The organism is Rhizobium sp. SVR5-9E, from assembly GCF_056755095.1.
Genome location: NZ_JBNDHS010000244.1, coordinates 1 through 544 on the forward strand (window position 1 = coordinate 1; position 544 = coordinate 544).

The window sequence follows — 544 nt, forward strand, 5'->3', positions numbered from 1 at the left end:
GCTGAATGCGTAAGTGACAAAGATCGTCATGATCGCCGCAGAAACAGATCTTCGTCACCGCGTGAGCCGGAATACGGCGCAGATCGATAAGCTGATAGCGGAAACCACTGTAGACATGGGCGTGCAGCAATGCCGGAATGTCATGCCCGGTAAACCAGCCGTTATCGTTAAAGACATGAACGCTGGCCCGGGTGTCCCAGGTGCTGTGCAGGACGATATCTGCCACTTCCGGGTTGAGATCCTGACGGTGGAGAACATCGCCTTCGACAGAGTGAATGCGCGTCCCGTTGCCGGTAATAAGAAAAGCATCCAGGGAAAATGCCCCCAGCAAATGGCGCATCTCCAGCACATGACGGCCGGTGGCAAACGTCAGGGTGACATTACGTTCATGCAGGCGCTTCAGGGTACTCAGGGTTTTCTCACCCAGACGGTGATCCGGCATTAACAACGTACCGTCCATATCAAACGCAGCGAGACGAGCCATGATTACTCCTGAAATGTGATGCGGTTAACTTGTGCATCAGTATTGCGTGAGATATACGGA

At 53.5% G+C, this 544-nt stretch carries 1 protein-coding gene; it reads right to left on the reverse strand.

The window, feature by feature from the left end; all coding sequences use genetic code 11:
* On the reverse strand, positions 1 to 484 hold a 484-nt coding region (locus ACPYOJ_RS34635), incomplete at its 3' end, for an HAD-IIB family hydrolase (RefSeq protein ID WP_481420267.1).
* Positions 485 to 544: the final 60 nt, after the last annotated feature.